General features: G+C 62.9%; 12 protein-coding genes. 2 read left to right on the plus strand and 10 right to left on the minus strand.

Going from position 1 to position 15680, the window contains the following annotated elements:
• Positions 1–31: 31 nt before the first annotated feature.
• From purD to prmA, 6 genes are all read right to left on the minus strand, one after another.
• Positions 32–1327 carry a phosphoribosylamine--glycine ligase gene (gene purD, locus AD659_RS02515; protein ID WP_053118060.1) on the minus strand — a complete coding sequence of 432 codons (1296 nt, stop codon included), beginning with the start codon at positions 1325–1327 and terminating at the stop codon, positions 32–34.
• A gap of 188 nt (positions 1328–1515) precedes the next feature.
• Positions 1516–3123 (minus strand): bifunctional phosphoribosylaminoimidazolecarboxamide formyltransferase/IMP cyclohydrolase, encoded by a 1608-nt coding sequence (purH, locus tag AD659_RS02520; protein WP_053118062.1) that lies wholly within the window; start codon positions 3121–3123, stop codon positions 1516–1518.
• A gap of 83 nt (positions 3124–3206) precedes the next feature.
• Positions 3207–3527 carry a DNA-binding transcriptional regulator Fis gene (fis, locus tag AD659_RS02525; RefSeq protein WP_003186237.1) on the minus strand — a complete coding sequence of 107 codons (321 nt, stop codon included), beginning with the start codon at positions 3525–3527 and terminating at the stop codon, positions 3207–3209.
• Positions 3524–4531, minus strand: a complete 1008-nt coding sequence (dusB, locus tag AD659_RS02530; protein WP_053118064.1) for a tRNA dihydrouridine synthase DusB — start codon at positions 4529–4531, stop codon at positions 3524–3526. Before dusB ends, fis begins: the two co-directional genes overlap by 4 nt.
• Before the next feature lie 184 nt (positions 4532–4715).
• Complete coding sequence (locus AD659_RS02535) at positions 4716–5939, minus strand: DUF3426 domain-containing protein (RefSeq protein ID WP_053118066.1); 1224 nt, start codon at positions 5937–5939, stop codon at positions 4716–4718.
• Between the two features lie 30 nt (positions 5940–5969).
• Complete coding sequence (gene prmA / locus AD659_RS02540) at positions 5970–6848, minus strand: 50S ribosomal protein L11 methyltransferase (protein WP_053118068.1); 879 nt, start codon at positions 6846–6848, stop codon at positions 5970–5972.
• A 190-nt stretch (positions 6849–7038) separates the two neighbouring features.
• Between prmA and AD659_RS30110 the strand changes: the two genes are divergently transcribed.
• Together AD659_RS30110 and AD659_RS02545 are read left to right on the plus strand one after the other, a co-directional pair.
• A complete protein-coding gene (locus AD659_RS30110; RefSeq protein WP_231987632.1) occupies positions 7039–7491 on the plus strand; it encodes a hypothetical protein in 453 nt (150 codons plus the stop codon).
• Between the two features lie 3 nt (positions 7492–7494).
• Entirely contained in the window at positions 7495–11010 is a 3516-nt protein-coding gene (locus AD659_RS02545) for a dermonecrotic toxin domain-containing protein (RefSeq protein ID WP_231987630.1), read from the plus strand.
• 81 nt (positions 11011–11091) lie between these two features.
• On the opposite strand, the gene accC is transcribed toward AD659_RS02545, so the two are convergent.
• The 4 genes from accC to AD659_RS02570 form a co-directional block, all read right to left on the minus strand.
• Positions 11092–12447, minus strand: a complete 1356-nt coding sequence (gene accC, locus AD659_RS02550) for an acetyl-CoA carboxylase biotin carboxylase subunit (protein WP_053118070.1) — start codon at positions 12445–12447, stop codon at positions 11092–11094.
• A gap of 17 nt (positions 12448–12464) precedes the next feature.
• Positions 12465–12929, minus strand: coding sequence for an acetyl-CoA carboxylase biotin carboxyl carrier protein (accB, locus tag AD659_RS02555; protein ID WP_053118072.1), 465 nt, complete (start codon positions 12927–12929; stop codon positions 12465–12467).
• Positions 12930–12977: 48 nt separating this feature from the next.
• The gene (gene aroQ, locus AD659_RS02560) at positions 12978–13430 is read right to left on the minus strand and encodes a type II 3-dehydroquinate dehydratase (RefSeq protein WP_018605716.1); all 453 of its coding nucleotides are present in this window, start codon (positions 13428–13430) and stop codon (positions 12978–12980) included.
• Positions 13431–13698: 268 nt separating this feature from the next.
• A complete protein-coding gene (locus AD659_RS02570; protein WP_053118075.1) occupies positions 13699–15645 on the minus strand; it encodes a methyl-accepting chemotaxis protein in 1947 nt (648 codons plus the stop codon).
• Positions 15646–15680: the final 35 nt, after the last annotated feature.

Here is a 15680-nt window from a genome sequence, read left to right on the forward strand (position 1 = left end):
CCGCAGACCCTTGCCTGGCTGAATGGCCGGGTTATTCCAGATTTTCGCCACGCTCGCGGGCAATGGCGCGGTAGCCAATGTCCTTGCGGTAGAAACAACCTTCCCAGTCGATCTCGGCGGCAAGCTTGTAGGCCTGCTGCTGAGCTTCGTCGACACTGGCGCCCATGGCGGTGGCGCAAAGCACACGACCGCCGGCGCAGACCACTTGCCCATCCTTCAATGCGGTGCCCGCATGGAAGACCTTGCCTTCCAGCCGGGCGGCAGCGTCCAGGCCCTGGATCGCGTGGCCCTTGGCGTAGTCGCCTGGGTAACCGCCGGCCGCCAATACGACACCGACGCTCGGACGCGGATCCCACTGGGCTTCGACCTTGTCCAGGGCCTGGGCCAGCGCGGCCTCGACCAACAGGACCAGGCTCGATTGCAGGCGCAGCATCACCGGCTGGGTCTCAGGATCGCCGAAACGGCAGTTGAATTCGATGACTTTTGGGTTACCAGCCTTGTCGATCATCAGGCCGGCATAGAGGAAACCGGTGTAGACGTTGCCTTCGTCGGCCATGCCACGCACGGTTGGCCAGATTACCTGGTCCATGACGCGCTGGTGTACCTCGGCCGTGACCACAGGCGCCGGAGAGTACGCTCCCATGCCGCCGGTGTTCGGGCCGCTGTCGCCATCGCCGACACGCTTGTGATCCTGGCTGGTGGCCATAGGCAGGACGTTCTTGCCATCGACCATGACGATGAAGCTGGCTTCCTCGCCGTCAAGGAACTCTTCGATCACCACGCGGGAACCGGCGTCACCGAAGGCATTGCCGGCGAGCATGTCGCGCACGGCGTCTTCGGCTTCGGCCAGGGTCATGGCGACGATCACGCCTTTACCGGCGGCCAGGCCGTCGGCCTTGATCACGATCGGCGCGCCTTTCTCGCGCAGGTACGCCAGGGCTGGTTCGATTTCGGTGAAGTTCTGGTAATCGGCGGTCGGGATCTTGTGACGCGCCAGGAAGTCCTTGGTGAACGCTTTCGAGCCTTCCAACTGCGCGGCGCCGGAGGTCGGGCCGAAGCAGTCCAGGCCACGGGAGCGGAACAGGTCGACCACGCCGGCCACCAGCGGTACTTCCGGGCCGACGATGGTCAGCGAAACGTTCTTCTCGGCGAAGTCGGCGAGTTGTTCCAGGGCCAGCACGTCGATGGCGACGTTTTCGCACTTGGCTTCGGTGGCGGTGCCGGCATTGCCCGGGGCCACGAAAACCTTCTGCACACGGGGATCCTGGGCCACTTTCCAGGCCAGGGCGTGTTCGCGGCCACCGCTGCCAATGATCAAAACATTCATTTCAAAAACCTCGGATGACGCTGATTCTGTTTGGAGCCTAGGGCATTTTGTGCCGTAGGAGGTCGCAATGAAGTCGGTAGATGCAAGGCGGAGTCGACCTCGATGAGCGGAGTTGCCTTCTGGCAATGAGCATCATCGAGGTCGGCTCCAACGCAGCAGATACCGGCTTCAGTGCGGCCGTCGTCTTGTTAGTGACGGAAGTGGCGCATGCCGGTGAAGACCATGGCGATGCCGGCTTCATCGGCTGCAGCGATCACCTCAGCGTCACGCATCGAACCACCCGGCTGGATCACGGCGGTGATACCCACCTTGGCCGCGTTGTCGATGCCGTCGCGGAACGGGAAGAACGCATCGGAGGCCATGACCGCGCCCTGGACCTGCAAGCCGGCATGTTCAGCCTTGATGGCGGCGATGCGGGCCGAGTTCACGCGGCTCATCTGGCCGGCGCCGACGCCGATGGTCTGGCGGTTCTTGGCGTAGACGATGGCGTTGGACTTGACGTACTTGGCGACTTTCCAGGCGAAGATCAGGTCGTTGATTTCCTGCTCGCTCGGGGCACGCTTGGTTACGACCTTGAGGTCGTCGCTGCCGATCATGCCGATGTCGCGGCTCTGGACCAGCAGGCCGCCGTTGACGCGCTTGTAGTCCCAGGCCGGCGCACGGTCGGCCGACCATTGGCCGCAGGCCAGCAGGCGCACGTTGGCCTTGGCAGCGACAATGGCCCGGGCTTCTTCGCTGACCGAAGGGGCGATGATCACTTCGACGAACTGGCGCTCGACGATGGCCTTGGCGGTCTCGGCGTCCAGTTCACGGTTGAAGGCGATGATGCCGCCGAAGGCCGATTCGGTGTCGGTGGCGTAGGCCAGTTCGTAGGCCTGGCGGATGCCACCCTCGGCGTCCGGGCTCACGGCCACGCCGCACGGGTTGGCGTGCTTGACGATCACGCAAGCGGGCTTGACGAAGCTCTTCACGCACTCCAGGGCGGCGTCGGTGTCGGCCACGTTGTTGAACGACAGTTCCTTGCCTTGCAACTGGGTGGCGGTGGCGATGCCGACTTCGGCAGGCTTGGCTTCCACGTAGAACGCCGCGCTCTGGTGCGGGTTCTCGCCGTAGCGCATTTCCTGGGCCTTGACGAACTGGGTGTTGAAGGTGCGCGGGAATTCGCTGCGGCCTTCCGTGCTCAGGGTTTCAGCGGCCTGGTTCACGGTGCCCATGTAGTTGGCGATCATGCCGTCGTAGGCGGCGGTGTGTTCGAAGGCCTTGAGCATCAGGTCGAAACGCTGGGCGTAGGTCAGGCCACCGGCCTTGAGGTTGTCCAGCACGCTGGCGTAGTCGCTGGCGTTGACCACGATCGCCACGTCCTTGTGGTTCTTGGCCGCCGAGCGGACCATGGTCGGGCCGCCGATGTCGATGTTTTCGATGGCGGTCGGCAGGTCGCAGCCAGGCTTGTTGATGGTGGCTTCGAACGGGTAGAGGTTGACCGCCACCAGGTCGATCGGCTTGATGCCGTGTTCGTTCATGATGGCGTCGTCGATGCCGCGACGGCCCAGGATCCCGCCGTGGATTTTCGGGTGCAGGGTCTTGACCCGACCGTCCATCATTTCCGCAAAACCGGTGTAGTCCGCGACTTCCACTGCGGCGACGCCGTTGTCCTGCAGCAGCTTGAAGGTCCCGCCGGTGGAGAGAATCTCGACGCCCAGCTGTTGCAGCTCGCGGGCGAATTCGAGGATCCCGGTCTTGTCGGAGACGCTGATCAAGGCGCGGCGGATCGGCAGGCGGGTGGTCTGGTCGGTCATTTCAATTTCCATCAAAAGCAAGGGAAGTCAGCAAAAAAGGCGACCGTTTTTTATGCGGGCGCCTTTCTGGTTTGATTGAATGCTTACAGCAGATCGTACTGCTTGAGTTTCTTGCGCAGGGTGCCGCGGTTCAGGCCCAGCAGCTCACTGGCCTTGGTCTGGTTGCCCTTGACGTAGTTCATCACGCTTTCGAGCAGAGGCGCCTCGACTTCGGAAAGCACCAGGTTGTACACATCCGTGACGGCAGCGCCCTCAAGGTGGGCGAAATAATTGTGCAGCGCCTTCTCGACACTCCCGCGAAGGGTCTGGCCTTCTTCGCTGGGCGTATTGAGGTGCTGTTTCAAATTCACGTTGTCGCTCACGGGTGTTGTTCCACTCACTAAAGTCTCGGTCATCATCGTCATGCGGCCACCCCTTCGTCCCCTGTCAGGCTCTTGTAACGCTCAGCGAAGAACGCCTGAACGTCGGCGCATTGTGCTTGCGTACCATCCAAACGATTGAAACGGGCGCGAAACTCCCTGGCGCCCGGCAGGGTTGCGAGATACCAGCCCACATGCTTGCGAGCGATGCGTACGCCCATGACTTCTCCGTAGAAGGCATGTAGCGCGGCCAGATGCTCTAGCAGAATACGTTCCACCTCGGGCAACTGCGGCGCAGCGAGCTTTTCGCCCGTGCGCAGGTAGTGTTCGATCTCACGAAAAATCCATGGCCGCCCCTGGGCGGCCCGGCCGATCAACAGGCCATCTGCACCGGTCGCGTCCAGCACGTACCGGGCCTTCTCCGGCGAATCGATGTCGCCGTTGGCAAAGACCGGAATCGACACCGCCTGCTTGATCGCGGCAATGGTGTCGTACTCGGCCTCGCCGGTGTACAGGTCGGCCCGGGTGCGGCCATGGACCGCCAACGCCGTGATGCCCGCCTGTTCGGCGATCTTCGCCACCACCAGGCCATTCTTGTTCTCCCGGTCCCACCCGGTGCGGATCTTCAGGGTCACCGGCACATCGACCGCGGCGACGACCGCCTGCAGGATCTCGGTGACCAGCGCTTCATCTTTCAACAGGGCTGAGCCGGCGGCCTTGTTGCAGACCTTTTTCGCCGGGCAGCCCATGTTGATGTCGATGATCTGCGCCCCCAGCTCGACGTTCGCCCGGGCCGCCTCCGCCAGCATCTGTGCGTCGCCACCGGCGATCTGTACCGAGCGGGGCTCGGGATCGCCTTCGTGGATCATGCGCAGACGCGATTTGCGGGTGTTCCACAAACTCATGTCGCTGGTGACCATTTCCGAAACCACCAAGCCCGCGCCCAATCGTTTGCACAACTGACGAAAGGGCTGGTCGGTGACGCCCGCCATGGGGGCGAGAACCAGGCCGTTCTGCAATGTATATGGGCCGATGCGTACCGCCGACATAGGACTTCCCTGAAGTGGGGCCGGATCATGAGACTTCGAAAAAGGGTTGGCATGATACCCGCTCTCGATGACTGGATAAAGATCGAATTGGATAAAATCTGAACAGCTATTTTGTTATCGCCAGCGGTTTGGTCTGGGTGAGGGCAGTCAGAAAGTTGCCGTCAATCGAACGACCCTGGCCCGTTCATTCAGGGGAATGAAAGCTCAGACTGTAGTTCACCGCCTTGGGGCCTGGGTCCAGGATATCCAGCGCGATGTGGATAGGCGTCTGCGGCGGCATTTCGCCGCGGCCCTCGAGATCGCCGCCCAGGTACTCCCCGGGCTTGAAGCGGCGGCTGGCGATCAGGTGCCCGTTGAGGTCGGCAAAGCGCAGTTCCAGCAACGGAAAAGGCTGGGAGAAGGGCGCGCGGTTGTAGATGATCGCGTCCACGACCAGGGCGCCGCTGAACTCCGGATGGCTGCGCACCACCAGATTGCTGCTCTTGATCTTGGCGATGTCGACCTTGGAGGGTACGTCGCAGCCGATGGTCGGGCAGATTTGCAGGAACCATGGCCGGTACTGGTCCTGGCGGGCCAGTTCTTCGAAATGATAGGCGATGTATTGGCCGCCCAGGGCTGCGGCGGCGAGCAGTATCAGCAGGGCCCACAACAAGCGGCGACCCCACGGCGAGCGGCGTTTGCGCCAGTCCAGTTGCAGCGGGTCGTCGTCCAGGTCGTGGAGGGCCTCGGCGCGTATCCCCGGCTCTTGGCGTTCCCGTGACTTGCGCAGTGGCACCGGTTGCTCGGGTTCGTCGTCGAGCTCGTCGGTGGCGGACAGGCGCTCCAAGTGTTCGTCGGGTTCGTCGTCCGGGGCGAGGCGGAGCGGGGCGCCCGGTTCGTCGTCCGGTTCCAGCGGTTCCAACGTCAGGGACAGGGACGGCTCGGTACGCGGCGGCCGCGCCGGTTCGTGGGGTTCGAACGGTTCAAAGGGGGTGTCGAGGACGGTTTCGGCGCGTTCGCCCGAGGTTTCGCTGTACAGGCTGTCGGGCCAGGCTTGTTGTTCGCCGGAAAGCGAATCGCGCTGCGCGCTCAGGTTGTCTTCCCGGCGCCGGCCGGCATTGCCCGGGGCGCGATTGTCACGTCGTTCCAGGCGCGCCAGTTCCTTGTCCAGGTCATCCAGGTCCAGCTCGGCGGCGCTCCATTGTTTCTGGCTGATCGCCCGGGGCGGAGCTTCGGCGGCAGGCTTGGCGGTCGGCGCGACCGGCGGCGCTTGCTTGCCAGTGCGTTGCTCCAGCAACTGCCGTGCGGCATTGAACACTTGCAGGCACGAGCCGCAACGAACCACCCCGCGGGCCACGCTCAATTGAGCATGGCTGACGCGAAAACGGGTGTGGCAATGCGGGCACTGGGTGACGAAGCTATCAGTCATGCGGCAATCCGGTGGATACAGGCGCTCATTCTAGCGCCGACGTCCGGTGATGCGCACCCAGCCATCGCGATTGGCGATCGGGTCCAGCTCAAAGTCTGCGGCATAAGCGGCGGCGACTTCTTCGCCCTGTTCGGCGAGGATGCCCGACAGCGCCAGGCGTCCACCCGGCTTGACCAGGCTCGACAGTTGCGGCGCCAGGGACACCAGCGGGCCGGCGAGGATATTGGCCACCAGCACGTCGGCCTGGACCTGTGGCAAGTCCTGCGGCAAATACAGCGGGAACAGGGCTTCGGCAATGTTGTTGCGTCCGGCGTTGTCGCGGGAGGCTTCCAGGGCCTGGACGTCGATGTCGGTGCCGACCGCTTCCCGGGCACCCAGCAGCAGCGCGGCAATCGCCAGGATCCCCGAGCCACAGCCGAAGTCGAGTACGTTGCAGCCCTTGAGGTCCTGGCCGTCGAGCCATTCCAGGCACAGCGCGGTGGTCGGGTGGGTGCCGGTGCCGAACGCCAGGCCCGGGTCCAGCAGCAGGTTGACCGCGTCCGGCTCCGGCGCGGCATGCCAGCTAGGGACGATCCACAGGCGCTGGCCGAAACGCATCGGCTGGAAGTTGTCCATCCAACTGCGCTCCCAGTCCTGGTCCTCGATCACTTCGCTGTGATGTTCGGGCAACGGGCTGCCGGTCAGCAGCTCCAGATGGGCAAGCACGCTGGCCGCCTCGGTGCCGCCTTCGAACAGGGCCAGCAGGTGAGTGTGGGACCACAACGGGGTGGTATTGAGCTCCGGCTCGAAGATCGGCTGGTCTTCGGCGTCCATGAAGGTTACCGATACCGCGCCTACTTCAAGAAACGCGTCTTCGTAGGTTTCGGCTTGTTCCGGGCTGATGGCCAGGCGTACTTGCAGCCAAGGCATGGCGGGCACCTTTGAAAAAATCTACAGGGGGCAGCGCAGGGCTGCAAAGGCGCGCAGTGTACGCCAGGTCGCCATCAAAGTGGATAAGCGCGTCTGCGCCGACCGAGCGGTGTTTCGATATATATATGTATGCCATGGACGTCTTGCAGGACGGATAAGGTGCCGGTCCACACAGCAGGGAGGAATGTGTATGGACATCACTGCCAAACGGCAAGGCAACATGGAACGCACGGGGCCGGTCACTGCCCCGCAGGTGGCCGGCGCGCAGGCGACCCTGGAGAAATTGATAGGCAGGCAGGTGGCTATCGACGCACGGCTGCAGGCCCAGATGAGCTTGCTGGAGCTGATGGAAGAGTACCTGCTGGTCGAGCTGCGCACCTACCATTACCAAGGCAATATCGATCCCCATTACCTGGATAGGCTGCTCGACACCGTGCTGCAGCGCATGATCGACCAGGCGCCATTGGTGTATGACGAGGAACAGGACGCGCCCTACCGTTGGCCCGACGGCGCAGACCTGGGGTTTTCGGCCGAGCGCCGGGCATTCATTGTCCAGGCGGTGGAGGGGGCGGCCACACAGTTTGTCAGTCACTACAAAGACTATCTGCGGCGGCATTGGCGAATGGCGGCACATGACGCCTAGCTCGTGGAGGTGGTCAGGCAAAAACTCGATGAGCACCTGGTTGCGGTTGACGAGCTGTTTCAGCCTGATCGCCTGATTGGCCTGGACGTCGATGAGTTGCGAGAGCGGATCGAAACACTCCAGGACGCCTGGCGCGGGACGAGTCACTTGACTGCGCTGGCGACGACATCGGAGCGCCGGGAGCTTGGTGCGACAGCTCGTTTGCAATTGCCGTACTGGCTGCGAGCGTTGAGCGGTCCGGATCGTGAGTGGCTGCGGGCATTGGAACAGCAGGTCGCGCTTGCACAGGCACGGGTAGATGAGCGGGTCGATGGCCTGGGTTCGCTGCGGGCCTTCGCTCGGCAATTGACCCGGGACTATGTCAGGCATGAATTGGACATGGTGGTCGAGCCGGACAGTATTCGTGTGCAGTTGCAGTGGCGAACCGTCGTTGGCCAGCCAGTCCACAGCTACAGCTTGAGTGAACTGGTGGCGGCAGGCCCGGTTAGGCCGGACGCGGTGTCGGTGTTTCTGGTCGAGAACGGCGGCATGCTCCGTAACCAGCCGCTTTCATCAGTCTTCATTGCCCAATTGTTGGCAAACGTCGATGCGCCTGCCGGGTACCTGTCGGCGCTGGCCGAGCGCTATGAACGTGCCGACCTGCAGGACGCCATGCTCGATTGGTATTGGGTGCGGCTGCAGCACAGTGCGTTTGTCGCGCGTTGCGCGGGCCAGTTGTCGGTGACCGGCCATGACCACCTCAGTGCCCTATGGACGAGTGACGGCGCGACGTCCACCGTCGATGGGTTGCGTGTCGCCGGCCTGGTGCTTCCCAACGGTCTGAAGTGTGCCGAACTCTTGGTGTTTTACCGCGAAGACGTGGGGGATGGTGTCAGTGGCCTGGTGTTGTACGCCCCCGGCAAACCCGATGGCCAGGAGTGGATCGAGATGCCCTCGCTGCGAGCCCTGAACGGTGAGGTAGGGGCCTGGACCCAGCACGAGGCCGGTCGCGAATATCTGTTGCAGCAACTCTCGGCGACCGAGCGTGGGCAGGCGCGAGAGTATTTTGCCCACGTGCTGGAGAAGCCTGCTTCATGGGATCTGGAACAAGACCCGAGGGGCGCGGAGGCAGGTTTAAGCGACTGTCTGCGGAACGCTGTCCTGACCGGCCTGGCCAATAACCTGACGCAGGTGGAATTGGACGAGTCGCCTCGCTGGTACTCGGCGTTACCGCTCGAGTCCCGGCGCAACATCAGTGGTTTGAGCCAGGCGTTTCTGGTCCAGCAAAAAGTGTTCGACGAGCAGCTTGTGGGCTATGAGGCCTTCATGGACTTCGCCAAGCGCACCTTTGCCGAGGTGATCACGCCTTATATGCGTCGCAAAGGTGTGCTTGAACCGGTCGATCCGGCCACGGTCCTCATCGACTACAGCCCGGGGTTGGCCGCCCGGAAAAAAACCGCCAGCCTGTTGGATCTCGCCATCTTCGGATACGAGCACAACGCGGACATCGATGACCCGGCCAAGGGCGTGCGGTCTACTGTCGGGCAGGATTTGCAGCAGGTTCGCAGTGCCGATCTGGCGTCCTACATTCGCGTGGCTTACCTGGGGGAGCGCTATGCCCGGCACATCCGCGCCGGGTTCCTTGACGCCACCGCGCCAGAATATTCGGAGCGTCGCGAGGCCTGCCGCTACCTGCTGTTGGCCCGGATGGACCGCGACCTGCGGGTTGCCCATGGCAAGTCGATGTTGAGCACCGATGAGTTCCAATGGCTGACCCGACAAGTCACGCTCTTGAGCGATGGGCGACCAGCGGACCGCGCCACGTACCCCGGCACCGCCGTGGCGCGCGAAGGCGTGATCAAGTTGACCGTCGATGGCCATGTCGTGCTGGGCGTCTATGTGTTCGCCTACTTCGATCCGCAGGCGTTTTACTGGCTGTACACACCCGACGCGCCGGACGGCATCCTGTTTCGCCGATACCTGGATGTTTCCGGGAGCGTCGCAGCGCAACTGCAAGATTACCTACTGGAGCGGGTCTCACTCACCGCGCGTGACGCGGTAAGGCGGACTCTGCAAGCCCTGGCGAACGGAACCCGGCGCGTCGATACATTGCGCGAGGTCAACCGCCTGACCGATGTCCGTACCGAGTTCGATGCTGGCATCGAACGCGCTGTCACCGATGTGGAGGACATCACCAGCAGTCGTGCCGAAATGATCCGCAGCCAGGTGTTCAAGGGCCTGATCTTCGCGGCGGTTCCGGTGTGCATGGTTTACCCGCCATTTGCCTTGTTGCTGGATGTCGGCTTGATTGCCGTCAGCGCCAGGCAGGCCATCGAGGCGCATGTGCAGGGTGACACGGAGGGCGCGCTTGGCCATTGGCTGGTCGCGACCTGGGGAACGCTGTTTGCCACGCTCGGTGCCCCAAGCGTGGCCATCGCACTGGGGCATGCGGCCAGGTACGTGCAACTCGCCGTGAAACCCTTGCCATTGTCCGCCCAACGCCTGAGACGCCTGTCATCGGTTGTCGCCAAAGAGTCCGGGCCGCCCATCCCGGCCATCCGCCTCAAGCCGCGGCAGGCGGCCCGCAGGACACCGGAGAATTTACAGCGGGTGACGGAGGAGGGAATTTTTTTCGGCACCTATCGCAGCTTGCCCAGCGCTTCGCAACCGCGAAGCACTTATTACATCGCAAGCAAGGGCAAGTATTACCAGGTGAAGAGGGACCGCTACTTCGATGGCTTGTGCCTGGTGGATGCCAGGCGCCCCGGTGCGTTATTCAACGTGCCCATACGGCGGATGGCGAACGGCAAGTGGACCCACAACAGGGTTGGTTTGAGCGGCGGCAATGGCGAAGTGCGCAACTTGGGGCGAATAGGCGATCTGCGCGAGGCGTTCCCCGGGCATGTCTTTCCGGACGTGACAAGGGGCGCATTGCAGGGTGAAGCCGTGGTGGCGAGGTTCAGCGAAGCGGCGGACAACTACCTGTTCTCGCTCAATGCCCAGACGTGCGTGATCGCCTCGTTGTACAACCCGACCACCCGGGTCGGGGCGGTCATTCATTTCGATCACAACATCCGCGTGCTGATCGAGCGCAGTGTCCGGGATGTGCTGGGACGCCTGGGGGGATCGGCCAAGGAGGTGCGTGCCACCCTGGTTGGCGGGGACTGGTTGACGGGGACCGACATCGGCGAGCCGGTCAGGCTGGTGATGAGGAAGCACGGGCTGCGACCGACCTGGGATCACTGGTCGTATTCTTCCTGCCTGGGCAATACCTATGGCGTGTCACTGGATCTGCGCACAGGCGTCACGTCGGTATTCAAGACGTCTGGCAGTCAGGTCGAACGCTTCTACATACCCGTGCTGGCGCGAGCGAAGAACAGTACCGATCCGGTGTCCATGCGGGCTCGCGGGTTCATGGCGCGCATGCGCAGCGACCTCCTGGTGGAAAATGCCAGTGGCGTTGTACTCACCCGACGGGGCAGGCCGGCGACTGCTTCGACGGTCGAATCGCACGCGTTTTCCACGGTCGTGCTGAAGTGAGCCGTTTCCGGCCTGCTTGAAGCGCGCATAAAAAAAGACCCCGGCCAATGGACCGGGGTCTTTTCTACTCCACTTGAAACATCAGTGCTGGTTGCCCAGCTTGTGTTCCAGGTAGTGGATGTTGACGCCACCTTTGCAGAAGCCTTCGTCACGTACGAGGTCGCGGTGCAGCGGGATGTTGGTCTTGATCCCGTCGACCACGATCTCGTCCAGCGCATTGCGCATGCGCGCCATGGCTTCGTCACGGGTCGCCCCGTAGGTGATCAGCTTGCCGATCAGCGAATCGTAGTTCGGCGGAACGGCATAACCGCTGTACAGGTGCGAATCGACGCGAACGCCATTGCCACCCGGGGCATGGAAATGCTTGACCGTGCCTGGGCTTGGCATGAAGGTTTTCGGGTCTTCGGCGTTGATCCGGCATTCCAGCGAATGGCCGCGGATGACCACGTCATCCTGGGTGAACGACAGCTTGTTGCCGGCGGCGATGCTGAGCATCTCCTTGACAATGTCGATGCCAGTGACCATTTCCGAAACCGGGTGCTCCACCTGAACACGGGTGTTCATTTCGATGAAGTAGAAACGACCGTTCTCGTACAGGAACTCGAAGGTACCGGCGCCGCGATAGCCGATGTCGATACAGGCCTTGACGCAACGCGCCAGGACTTCCTCGCGAGCCTGCTCGTCGATGCCCGGTGCCGGCGCTTCTTCGAGGACCTTCTGGTGACGACGTTGCAGCGAGCAGTCGCGGTCGCCCAGATGGATCGCCTGGCCCTGGCCGTCGGACAGCACCTGGACTTCGACGTGGCGTGGATTGGTCAGGAACTTTTCCAGGTAGACCATCGGGTTGCCGAACGCCGCGCCTGCTTCGGAGCGGGTCAGTTTCGCCGAGGAAATCAGGTCTTCTTCCTTGTGTACCACGCGCATGCCGCGACCACCGCCGCCGCCAGCGGCCTTGATGATCACCGGATAACCGACTTCGCGACCGATGCGCAAAGCGGTTTCTTCGTCTTCAGGCAGCGGGCCGTCGGAACCCGGAACGGTCGGCACGCCGGCAGCGATCATGGCGTGCTTGGCCGAGACCTTGTCGCCCATCAGGCGGATGGTCTCGGCTTTCGGGCCAATGAAGGCAAAACCGGAGTTTTCCACCTGTTCGGCGAAGTCGGCGTTTTCCGCCAGGAAACCGTAGCCCGGGTGAATGGCGGTGGCGCCGGTCACTTCGGCAGCAGCGATGATCGCCGGGATGTGCAGGTAGGAGTGCGCAGCCGACGCTGGACCGATGCAGACGGATTCGTCCGCCAGGCCCAGGTGCATCAGTTCTTTGTCGGCCTTGGAGTAAACGGCGACGGTCTTGATGCCCATCTCTTTGCAGGCACGCAGAATCCGCAGGGCGATCTCACCGCGGTTAGCGATCAGGACTTTTTCCAACTTCGCAGTCATCAAAGGCTCCCCGCGGTTCAAACGATGGTGAACAGCGGTTGGTCGTACTCAACCGGCTGGCCGTCTTCGACGAGGATGGATTCGATCACACCGCTGGTTTCAGCTTCGATGTGGTTCATCATCTTCATGGCTTCGACGATGCACAGGGTGTCGCCTTTCTTCACGGTCTGGCCGACTTCAACGAAGGACGGCGAGGATGGCGAAGACTTGCGATAGAACGTGCCCACCATTGGCGAACGGGCAACGGTGCCGTTCAGCGTTGGCGCGGCCGGTGCGGCTGGGGCTGCGGCGGCAACCGGGGCTGCTGCTGGAGCAGGCGCGGCGGCCGGAGCCTGCATCGGGGCCGGTGCGTAGAACTGCTGGGCCGGGGTCTTGCTGTGGCGGCTGATGCGTACGGACTCTTCGCCTTCCTTGATCTCGAGCTCGTCGATGCCGGACTCTTCCAGCAATTCGATCAATTTCTTAACTTTACGGATATCCATGAATCATCAACTCCCAAGGGTCGGTCAGGGGCGTTTAACGCTTGTTGTTCAAGCCGTTGCCTGTTTCTCAAGCTGCTCTAGGGCGGCCTCCAGGGCCAGTCGGTAACCGCTGGCGCCAAGGCCGCAGATCACTCCCACTGCTACATCGGAGAAGTAGGAGTGATGGCGGAAAGGTTCGCGTTTGTGCACGTTGGACAAATGCACTTCGATGAATGGGATGCTCACCGCCAGCAGCGCGTCACGTAATGCGACACTTGTATGTGTAAAAGCTGCTGGATTGATCAAAATGAAATCCACGCCTTCGCCACGCGCGGCATGGATGCGGTCGATCAATTCATATTCGGCGTTGCTTTGCAGATAGAGCAAATGATGGCCGGCGTTGCGGGCCCGCTGCTCCAGGTCCTGGTTGATCTGGGCCAGTGTCACGGCGCCGTAGACGCCCGGTTCACGGGTGCCCAGCAGGTTCAGGTTGGGTCCGTGCAGGACCAATAGGGTCGCCATCTGCTGTTCCTTGTTATCTGTGAGCAGGTATCAGAACCCGGCGACTATGCCGCAAAGCCTTAATGACTGTCCAGTTCTCGGCAATAGCCAGCACGATGACCGATGTTTACGCGAAATTTGTGACCCAGGTCCCTGATCCAGTCATACGGTTGGAAACCGAACCCCTGTGGAGCGAGCTTGCTCGCGATGACGGCAGCACATCCAGCATCGATGCCAGCAGACCCACCGCTATCGCGAGCAAGCTCGCTCCCACAGGGGATCTGTGGCGCTAAACCCGAAACGCCTGCACTGCCGTGTGCAAGCGCCCGCCCAGCACCAGAAGATGGTCGCCCTGTTCCCGGCCCTGGCCGATGCGCAGCAGGTTGTCCCCGCCCAGTTGGTGAATCCGCTCGCTGTGATCGCGGATTTCGCTGACGGCGCCGCTTTGCTGGGCGGTGACGTCGGCGATGCGGACTGCCGTGTCGGCGATGGTCTGGATGGCACCGACGATCTCATCCAGCGCGCCGTCGGCCGCTTGCGCCTGGCTGGCAGTGGCTTCGGCGTGTTCGACCTGGGCGCGCATGCCGTCCACCGATTGGCGCGCGGCCAGTTGCAAGCGGGCGATCAGGGTCTGGATTTCGGCGGTGGCGCCGGCCGTGCGTTGGGCCAGGGAGCGGACTTCCTCGGCCACGACCGCAAAGCCCCGGCCCATTTCCCCTGCACGAGCCGCTTCGATGGCGGCGTTGAGGGCCAGCAGGTTGGTCTGGTCGGCAATTGAGCGAATCACCGTCAGCACGCCGCCAATGGTGGCCGATTCCTCGGCCAGTTGTTCGATCATCTGCGCATTGTCCTGCACTTCCCCCACCAGCGCATGCAGGCCCGTGAGGCTCAGGCCGATGACTTTCTGCCCTTGCTCCACCGCTTGCCCGGCACTGCGGCTGGCGTCTGCGGCCTGGCTGGCATCGCCGGCGACTTGCTGGATCGTCGCCTCCAGCTCGCTGAGGGAGTCGCGGATCAGCGCCGTGTCGCCGGCCTGGTGCTCGGCCCCGCTGTGCAATTCGCCGCTCAGCTCGGCCAGAGCCCGGCTGCTGCCGGCGACCTGTTCGGCGTTCACTCGAATGGTGCCCACCAGGTCCACCAGGTAAGCGCGCAGGCGATTGAGCGAAGCCTCGATGTCTTGCATCTCGCGATTGCTGGCGCCCACCTGGATGTCCCGGCTGAAATCCCCCTCGGCCCAGGTCGACAGGGCCGGCGCCAGGTGCGTCAAGGTGCGGGCCAGGCGCCGTTGCAAGGTGTCGATGAGCAGCGCGATCAGCAGGATCAGGCCGATCATCACGCCCTGGATCAAGCGAACCTCCCCCTGGATCTGCCCATGCTGGGCCCGTACCACCGGCTCCAAGGTGTCGATCGCCGTTTGCACATCGGCGATTTTCAGATGCGTGGCGCTGCTTAGCTCAGTGCGTTTCTGAATCAGCTCGCGGGTGCGGGTCAATTCCGCCGGGTAGCGGCCGAGCAGGCTGTTGAGTTCGCGCTTGAGGGCGATGCCAGCATCTTCGGCGGCGGCTTTTTCCTGGGTTTCCAGGCCCATCAGCGCGGCGAAATCATCGCTGCCCGATTCGCTGCTGGCGGTGACACCCAGCAGCGGCAGGCTGTCGAGGCGTTCAGCTTCCAGGCGGATGCTCGCCAATTCCCGTTCGACGTCGGCGGCCAATTCGCTTCGGCCGCTGCTGACCAGTTTGTCCCGGGTGAGGGACAACCGCCCCAGGTGCTGCGAAGCGGCAAACAACGGGGGCAAGTAGGCCGGTGTGCCATGGGCGTATTGGGCCAGTTGATCGAGACTGGCGCTCAGTTCACGCTCAGCCTGCAACAGCAAGGCCTGGGGGTCGCCGGCCAGTTTGCCGGCGGCCAGCAGATCGGTCTTGCTGAAGCCGTCGAGGTTCGACAGGCTCGGCCGCAGGGTCTTGGCCAGTTCCGGCGGAAACTGATCGAGGTCTTTTTGCAGGGTATCCAAGGCCTGGGTGGCCGCGCTCAGGCGCAAGGCGTCGCCGCTGGCCAGGTAGTCCTCGATGTTGCGCGCCACGTCGCCCTGAAACTGCCGCGACAGGCCCAGGTAGCGCTCCATCAGCAAGTAGGGCCGTTCCAGGGCGATCTGTGACCACCATAAGGTGGCCCCGAGGCCCACGCACACGGCAACTAAGAGAAGGGTGTTGAGATTGGTCAGCAGCTTCAGGCGCATCAAGGGTCTACCGGGGGCAGAATCGTAAGTGCCTG

Origin of the sequence: Pseudomonas thivervalensis (assembly GCF_001269655.1) — a bacterium.
Lineage (GTDB): Bacteria > Pseudomonadota > Gammaproteobacteria > Pseudomonadales > Pseudomonadaceae > Aquipseudomonas > Aquipseudomonas thivervalensis.

Coding starts and splice junctions, on each gene's coding strand:
- purD (WP_053118060.1), bottom strand. CDS start 1,327: ATGAATGTTTTGATCATTGGCAGCGGTGGCCGCGAACACGCCCTGGCC.
- purH (WP_053118062.1), bottom strand. CDS start 3,123: ATGACCGACCAGACCACCCGCCTGCCGATCCGCCGCGCCTTGATCAGC.
- fis (WP_003186237.1), bottom strand. CDS start 3,527: ATGACGATGATGACCGAGACTTTAGTGAGTGGAACAACACCCGTGAGC.
- dusB (WP_053118064.1), bottom strand. CDS start 4,531: ATGTCGGCGGTACGCATCGGCCCATATACATTGCAGAACGGCCTGGTT.
- AD659_RS02535 (WP_053118066.1), bottom strand. CDS start 5,939: ATGACTGATAGCTTCGTCACCCAGTGCCCGCATTGCCACACCCGTTTT.
- prmA (WP_053118068.1), bottom strand. CDS start 6,848: ATGCCTTGGCTGCAAGTACGCCTGGCCATCAGCCCGGAACAAGCCGAA.
- AD659_RS30110 (WP_231987632.1), top strand. CDS start 7,039: ATGGACATCACTGCCAAACGGCAAGGCAACATGGAACGCACGGGGCCG.
- accC (WP_053118070.1), bottom strand. CDS start 12,447: ATGACTGCGAAGTTGGAAAAAGTCCTGATCGCTAACCGCGGTGAGATC.
- accB (WP_053118072.1), bottom strand. CDS start 12,929: ATGGATATCCGTAAAGTTAAGAAATTGATCGAATTGCTGGAAGAGTCC.
- aroQ (WP_018605716.1), bottom strand. CDS start 13,430: ATGGCGACCCTATTGGTCCTGCACGGACCCAACCTGAACCTGCTGGGC.
- AD659_RS02570 (WP_053118075.1), bottom strand. CDS start 15,645: ATGCGCCTGAAGCTGCTGACCAATCTCAACACCCTTCTCTTAGTTGCC.